The sequence below is a fragment of the Campylobacter concisus genome, from assembly GCF_002912895.1.
In the GTDB taxonomy this organism is placed as follows: Bacteria; Campylobacterota; Campylobacteria; order Campylobacterales; family Campylobacteraceae; genus Campylobacter_A; species Campylobacter_A concisus_G.
Genome location: NZ_POZX01000037.1, coordinates 1 through 7,794, shown reverse-complemented (window position 1 = coordinate 7,794; position 7,794 = coordinate 1). Strand labels below are relative to the sequence as shown.

General features: G+C 39.3%; 6 protein-coding genes. All 6 read right to left on the bottom strand.

Features of this window, described 5'->3' with window-relative positions; all coding sequences use genetic code 11:
- On the bottom strand, positions 1–2,098 hold a 2,098-nt coding region (gene hypF / locus CYP51_RS04670; protein ID WP_103624562.1), incomplete at its 3' end, for a carbamoyltransferase HypF.
- Complete coding sequence (locus tag CYP51_RS04665) at positions 2,082–3,554, bottom strand: Kae1-like domain-containing protein (protein WP_103624561.1); 1,473 nt, start codon at positions 3,552–3,554, stop codon at positions 2,082–2,084. The genes CYP51_RS04665 and hypF, both read right to left, overlap by 17 nt.
- The gene (locus CYP51_RS04660) at positions 3,551–4,093 is read right to left on the bottom strand and encodes a HyaD/HybD family hydrogenase maturation endopeptidase (RefSeq protein ID WP_103624560.1); all 543 of its coding nucleotides are present in this window, start codon (positions 4,091–4,093) and stop codon (positions 3,551–3,553) included. The genes CYP51_RS04665 and CYP51_RS04660 overlap by 4 nt, the downstream gene beginning before the upstream one ends.
- Positions 4,093–4,773: a Ni/Fe-hydrogenase, b-type cytochrome subunit gene (cybH, locus tag CYP51_RS04655; protein WP_021091370.1), complete on the bottom strand. Its 681-nt coding sequence runs from the start codon at positions 4,771–4,773 to the stop codon at positions 4,093–4,095. Before cybH ends, CYP51_RS04660 begins: the two co-directional genes overlap by 1 nt.
- Positions 4,774–4,782: 9 nt before the next feature.
- On the bottom strand, positions 4,783–6,501 hold the full coding sequence (locus CYP51_RS04650; protein ID WP_103624559.1) for a nickel-dependent hydrogenase large subunit: 1,719 nt from the start codon (positions 6,499–6,501) through the stop codon (positions 4,783–4,785).
- A gap of 9 nt (positions 6,502–6,510) precedes the next feature.
- Positions 6,511–7,656, bottom strand: a complete 1,146-nt coding sequence (locus CYP51_RS04645) for a hydrogenase small subunit (protein WP_084041138.1) — start codon at positions 7,654–7,656, stop codon at positions 6,511–6,513.
- Positions 7,657–7,794: the final 138 nt, after the last annotated feature.

Sequence of the window (7,794 nt, the reverse complement as noted above, 5' to 3'; positions counted from 1 at the left end):
CAAGTAAAGTCTTATTTTGAAAAACTCCGCCACTTAATAAAACCTCCTTTTTCTCTATTTTAGAAATTTCAGAAATGATATCAGCTATACCATTTATAAATGCCGTTGCGGCCACTCTTGGCTCATCTTTTAAGGCATTTTTAAAGGCCTCTTTAAAGCCGATAACTCCATCATTTAGACTAAATTTATAACACACATCTAAATTTTTATCATAAAGTGCTTCAAGCCTCATACCACTCTCGCCCTCAAAACTCGAGTGAAAAAGTCTACAAATAATCGCTCCAAATGCGTCAAATATCCTACCAACTGAGCTAGTCTTTACTAAGTTTAATCCTTTTTGCTCCATTTTTTTAAAATTTGCAAGCATTTTTTCATCAAAATTTACTAAAAATTTACCAGCTTCGTCCTCAAGAGAGTATTTTAAAATAATAGAATATGCGATTAGATAAATATTTTTGATGCTGTTTTCGCCCCCAAATAGGCTAAATTCATCAAAATGATAAACTCGCTCGTAATTCTTTTTATCTAGCCTAAAGACCTCGCCACCCCAAATTTTGCCATCCTCCCCGTATCCAGTGCCATCAAAACAAAAGCCAATGTACTTTTTATCTGCTAGATCGTTTTCAAATATTACGCTTAGTAGATGGGCGTAGTGGTGCTGCAAATGAACTAGCTCAAAGCCCTGATCCTTCGCCCATTTTGTATTTAAAAAATTTGGATGCAAATCGGCTATGACCTTGTCTATTTTTAGATTATAAGTCGTTTTAAAAAGGGTGAAAATATCCTTAAATCTATCAAAAGTCGCTACGTTTTTTAGATCACCGATATATGGGCTAACCATCAAAAGCCCGTCTTTATAGATACAAAATGAGCTTTTTAGCTCGGCTCCAAGAGCTAAAAATGTCCCTTTTTGCTTGAAATTTGTATGGATGAAATTTGGATTTAAGCCACGGCTCGTTCTTGTAAAAATCGTCTCATCACCAACGCAAAATGCGATACTATCGTCACTTGGCGAGTAAATTGCTCGGTCGTAATCAAGGTAAAAGTCTATGACGTCACCTAGTTTTTCTCTTAGCTCACTTTCGTCTTTTATCACAACTTCGCCTGAGATATTCGCGCTAGTTGCGATGATGTCGTGTTCCAAATAGTCAAACAACAAAAGATGTATGCCACTAAATGCGAGCATGACACCAAGCTTGTTTAAATTTGGAGCGACGCTTTTTGCGATATTTGAGCCATTTTTTGCTTCAAGTAAGACGATCGGCTTTAAATTTGAGCTAAGTAGCTTCGCCTCCGCCTCTGAAATTTGCGCTATTTTTCTAGCATTCTCTAAATTTTTACTCATCAGAGCAAAGGGCTTGCTTGGGCGGTGTTTTCTAGCTCTTAGCTCGCAAACCGTGGCTTCATTTGTCGCATCACAAATCAGATGAAAGCCACCAAGCCCCTTAATGGCTAAAATTTTACCCTCATTTATGAGCCTAGCCGTCTCTTTGGCTGCTTCGTTCCCAATAGCCAAGACTTTTCCAAATTTATCTTTTAAGTAAAGTTTTGGTCCACAGTTTGGGCAGGAGATCGGCTCTGCGTGATAGCGACGGTTAAGCGGATCTTTGTACTCGCTCTCACAAAACTCGCACATTTTAAACTTATTCATCGTAGTATTTACCCTGTCATAAGGCAATGCTTTGATGATGGAAAATCTTGGTCCGCAGTTGGTGCAGTTTATAAATGGGTATTTGTAGCGTGGATTTGTGGGGTCATAAAACTCGCGCAAGCAGTCATCGCAAAGTGCATAATCAGGCAAAATAGGCGCTTGTTTGGTAGCCGACTTTGAAGCGATGATCTCAAGCTTTTCATAAATTTTATCTATCTTAAATTTCTTTAGCTCATCGATCCTAGCAAGGGCTGGCAGCTTCTCGTAAAGCTCTTTTTCAAAAGCCAAAAAGCTAGCCTCTTCGCCGCTAAAATTTAGCTTCACACCCTCGTCATCGTTGTAAATTTCACCAACAAGGGCAAATTTATCCGCCAAAGTATATATAAAAGGTCTAAAACCCACACCTTGAACTAAGCCCTTGATCTCATATCTAAAGCTTGATCTCAACGCCAAATCCGGGGTCAAAATTTGTTTTTATATTTGGGCTTAGGTGCTTTTTTATCAAGTTGCTAACTACCTTATTATAAAATAAATCCCCGCTTAAAGTAACATTTTTAATGTTAAATTTATCTCGTTTTTCATAGCTAAAATCGCTCAAAAAATGCGCCAAAGACTCGGTACAACCAAAGCTGATATTCTTCTTTTTAGCGCCAGCAAGGATAAATGAAATAATACTTTTTACAAACTTAACCCCGTCTAAACCAAAGTCATCTTTCATCTTATAATCGATCCTAACACCCTTTTGAGCGCTAAAATCAGCTGCCATAAGAAGCAAATTTTCCCCTGCTTTTTTAAAGTCATCGCTTAAACCAAGCAAGCGCCCAGCTATGCAAAATAGCGAGAAAAAGCTAGCGTTTGAGCTAAATTTACCGCTTGGCAAGGTGTGCTCTTTACTGAAGTTTTCAAGTAGCCTTTCGCCGCCTTCCTCGGCTCTTATGAACTCATAAATTTCTTCAAAGCTACTAAATTTTGGCAAAAATAGAAGTTCTGTTTTACTCGTCTTTGAAAGCAGGCAAATTTCATCATCACTAAATTTGCTAAATTTTAGGCCCAAAGCTATATCGCTAAAATTACTAAGCTTAAATTCCTCGTTTTTTGCATAGAAAAATGGGCTTAAAAGTGCACTACTTTCAAGCAAAGTAAGCCTTGAAAGAGCATTTTTTTGCTCCTTTACTTTAACGCTTAAAAAGCTAAAATTTTCTTTATTTAGCTGTTCGCAAACGGCGTAAAGAAAAAGATCGTTTGGTGCCATCACATCAAAAAATAGCGGTGCATCCTCGTGATTTTGCCTATAAATGACTGTCGTCTTTAGTGCTAGAAGTGGCTTTTCAAAGCTAGCTAGAAATGTCAAAACTCTATCATCGGCGATAAAAATTTTTGATAGTTGCTTTAAATTTACAGGCATCAAGAAATTTGCGTCAAAATTTACGCCAAGAGAAATTTCATATAAATTTTCATCTTGCTCTATGCAAACGATCCCCCCGTTTTTTAATAAATTTAGGCAAGTTTTGAGCTTTTCATTAAAATTATCAAGCGTTATCTCACCCTCAAATTTACTCTCACATAGCACGCCACTTTCATTTAAGATAGCCTTTTCGCTAGCCAAAAATGTGCTCGCTTGAGTTGGAGTTAGGCCGCCAAATTTTATCTCATTTATCTTGCTATCTTCATCAAGCTCACTTGCAGTCAAGACCTCACTGTGCTTTATAAAAAGACTAAATGGCAAGAGCGCGCTTGCTTTATTTGCCACGCTCTCAAGCTCGCTGGTATTGCCACTTACCTTTAGACAAGTTTCATCATCTCTGCACTTTATACTATGAGCTAGATCGCCAGCAAGCAAGCGTAAAAATGGCACCAGAAACGAAGCATCTTTGTGGCAAGTAAATTTAAAAGCAAGTATCATTTTAAACCTTTTTTAGCGTATTCATCGAGGGTATCATTTAGGGTGAAATTTGCTACTTTTTCACACTTAAAATCAAGCTCTTTTAAGTGATCAAGCAGCGTTTTTTCTAAAGTTACAGAAGCGTTTATAACCTCATCTGAGAGGCTAAAATTTGATGACTCTATGCGGCTAGGCACGATGCCTAAAATTTTGGTTGTCGGTCTGTCGCCTGCAAGCTCCATTAGATGAAGAGTTTGGAGCATCTCTATCTCGTGAGCCGAGCCGTCCCAGCTAATAAAATTTGGTACGTTTAGAAAGTCAAAAAAATAAACATCGCCCACGCTTGCGCCATTTGCGCTAATGCAATCAACGACGATAAGATAGTCAAATTCACTTATGATGTGAGTTAGGGCGAGGGCTAAAGTGCCCCCGTCCATTAGAGTAAGCTCGTTTTTAGAGCTTGTAAATTTATAGTTTTTAGCCATCAAATTTACAAAATGAACACCTATGCCCTCATCGGCAAACATCACGTTGCCGATACCAAGAACCAGCACTCTCATCAGTGTTCTTTTACAAATTTATAGCCACTAACGATAGCGTCCATCGCTCCATTTTTGCCTTTAACAGCGTTAAATACCGCCATATAAACATGAATAGGCACAAAAATCATAATGACCCACATACAAATTCTATGTATCGTTCTAACATTTGCTAGTCCGCCCATAAGCTCTTCAAAAAACCTAGCTGGCTCATAAAGCGCTCCGCCAAGTCCCTCATGATAAACATGAACATAAAGCACAAGACCGCTTAGGCAAATAAGAGTCAAAATAAGATAAAAGAAAAAGTATGAGGCAAACTGCAAAGGATTATAAACGCCCCTTAAATGCGGATGTGGCCCCATAAAAAGATAGTATTTGATCTGTGCGATCCAAATTTTTGGATTTAGAAAATCAACCACACTCATCCACTCTTTTTTGCTGTGTTTATCAAAGACAAATAGATAAAATTTAAAGATAAACGCTGCTATTAGCACAAAACCAGCGATCTGGTGAGCCATACGCCACTTTGCTTGCATAAAATTTGTAGGCTCGCTCGTGATCTCTGGACTCACAAAAACGTACGAGATATAGTAGCCGCTCACAACTAAAAGTGTGATCGCTGCAAATCTAATCCAGTGTGTCAGCCTAACACCGATGGAGAATTCGTATTCGCTGATTCTGTCAGCATTTTTATGTGACATCTTTTCTCCTTATAAATTTGGATTTATCTTATAAGTACTCAAATCATTTCCCTTTGTATCCATAACATGCACAGCGCATGCGATACAAGGATCATAAGAGTGAATTTTTCGTATTATCTCAAGTGGCTTTGAAAGATCAGCGATCTTTAAACCAACTAAGCACGCTTCGTAGCTTCCCATTTGATTTTGTGCGTCTTTTGGAGAGGCATTCCATGTGCTTGGCACGACTGCTTGCCAGTTTGTGATAACACCATCTTTTATGCGGCACCAGTGGCTAAGCGCACCCCTTGGAGCATTGCCTTGAAAATTTCCTTTGTACTCTTTTTTATTATCGATTACATATTTTGCGCAAGTCTCTTGATCTGATTTTAAATTTTCTACCAAGGCATTAAATGCATCCATTGTATGCTCTGTAACTACTTTTGCCTCAAGCATACGAGTAGCGGTTCTGCCTAGAGTTGAGAAAACTGCACTTAATGGCAAGCCACTCTTTGCTAAAAATTCGTCAACTACTTTTTTAACTCTCTCGTTGCCTCTAGCGTAGTTTATAACGATACTTGCTATTGGACCTACTTGCATAGGCATGCCATCATATCTTGGTGCTTTAATCCAGCTATATTTACCTTTTGTATCAAAAAGCTTACTATGAGCTAGTTTGCCCTCGGCGTCTATGCTCTCGCCGTCAATAAGGCCTGTGTAGTTTGCCTCAGTCTCGCCATCATATGGATGAAGCGCTTTGTCATTTTTATACCAAGCTCTTGTCGCCTCTTCTGTGATCTTGTCTTCGTCTATGTCATAAACCTTGCTAAGATCGCCATTTAAGATATAGCCACCTTTAAATAGATGGTCATTTTTGCCAATCAAAAACTCATCATAGCAGAGTAAATTTGCCACACCAGCATCGTTTAGAACGCTTGGCTCATTACCATAGGCTTTAGCCGCCATCAAGATATCTGGATAGTAAGCTCTATCAACAAATTCTTTGATCTCGGCAAATTTGCTCATATATTCGCCCATTCTAGCTGGATCCATAAGATCCATCACGCAAGTCACGCCGCCAACTGTTAGGCTTTGTGGATGTGGGTTTTTCGCGCCAAAGATCGCCATCATCTGAGCTGCTGTTCTTTGAATTCTAAGGCACTCTAAGTAGTGTGAGAGGACGATTAAATTTTGCTCTGGCGTAAATTTATATGTGCTATGTCCCCAGTATGCGTTGGCAAATGGTCCAAGATTGCCCTTTTTAACAAAGGCTTCAACCCTCTCTTTTACCTCTTTTAGCTTGTCAGCTCCTGTGGCAAACGGAAGATCAGTATATTTAAACGCCTCTTCGCTAGCTTTATGCACATCTGCGCTTAGTGCAGAGACCACGTCTGCCCAGTCCATGCCGTGGAGCTGATAAAAGTGCACGATGTGATCGTGAAGATATAAAGCTGCATTCATAAGCGTTCTAGTTAGCTCTGCATTTAGTGGAGGCTTGATACCAAGAGCATTTTCAACTGCGATAATACCTGCTCGGTAGTGTGAGTATGTACAAACGCCACAAATTCTTTGCATGAAAAAGCCAGCATCTCTTGGATCTCTGCCTTTTACGATCTGCTCTAAGCCACGCCAAAGAGTTGAGCCAGAGTAAGCCTCTTTTACGACATTATTTTCATCTACGACAACTTCTATTCTTAAGTGTCCCTCGATACGTGTTATAGGGTCTATTACTATTCTTTTTTCACTCATTTTTTCGCCTTATTCTTTATCTTTACTCATAGAAGCTATAACAGCGTGAGCTGCTATACCAATGCCAGTAAGAGCTAAAATTCCAATGCCAACTTTATCGCTGACATTATCAGCTCCAAGACCCAAAACAGTATCAAAGAGTCTATCTGCCATAGGCTCTTCAAATGGTCCCATCGTATCCCAGAAGTCTGGCTCTGAGCAGCCTATACAGCCGTGACCTGCTTGAACTGGCCATGATGTGTGCTGGTTAAATCTCTCGCGTGAGCAGTTATTAAATGTATATGGACCTTTACAGCCTACTTTATATAAGCAGTAGCCATTTTTTGCGCCTTCATCGCCAAAGTTTTGGACAAACTCGCCAGCGTCAAAGTGACCACGTCTTTCGCAAAGATCGTGAATTCTTAAGCCATAAGCCCATTTTGGTCTATTATAAACATCAAGCGCTGGAAGTGTGCCAAAAAGTAAGAAGTGAAGCACGTTGCCAACGATATTTTTCTCACTTGGTGGACAGCCCGCAACATTAATAACTGGCTTATCAGTTACCTTTGAAAGTCCCACTGAATTTGATGGATTTGGCCTTGCAGCTTGAATACCACCAAAGCTAGAACAGGTACCGATCGCAAAGATAGCAGCTGCATCTTTTGAAGCATTTACAGCATGAGTTTTACCTGTTGTGCCATGAGGTCCAACAGTTAGAAAATTTTCAGTCGCACCAGTTGGGATACCGCCCTCAACTAGTAAAATGTATCTGCCCTTATACTTTTCGATCGCACTCTCTAAATTTTCTTCAGCCTGCCAACCAGAAGCTGCCATGATAGTTTCGTGGTATTCAAGGCTTATGTAGTCAAATATAAGACTATCTATACTTGGAGCATCAGTTCTTAGTAAGCTCTCGCTACAGCCTGTGCATTCTGCCATATGAAGCCATATCACAGGAAGCCTATCGCTAAGCTCAGCAGCACGAGCAACCATAGGTGTCATCGCACTTGGTAGAGCCATAAAAGCTGTCATCGCACCAGCCCACTTCATAAAATCACGCCTCGTAAAGCCCTTCTCTTTTAAAAGCTGCGCAATACTCGAGTCGCTTTTCATCTTAGGCAACGCACTAAGCTCACTTAAGCGTCTATCTATCTTTTGACGCAAGTCATTATTCATATAAGCTCCTTTGCTTGAAAATTTTACTTTTATTAATAATATCTTTGTTTAAAGAAGTAAAAAATTATTTTATAAAATTAATATTTATAATTAAATAAATTTTAACTAAAAAATTTGAAATCCTTTTTTGCGATATAT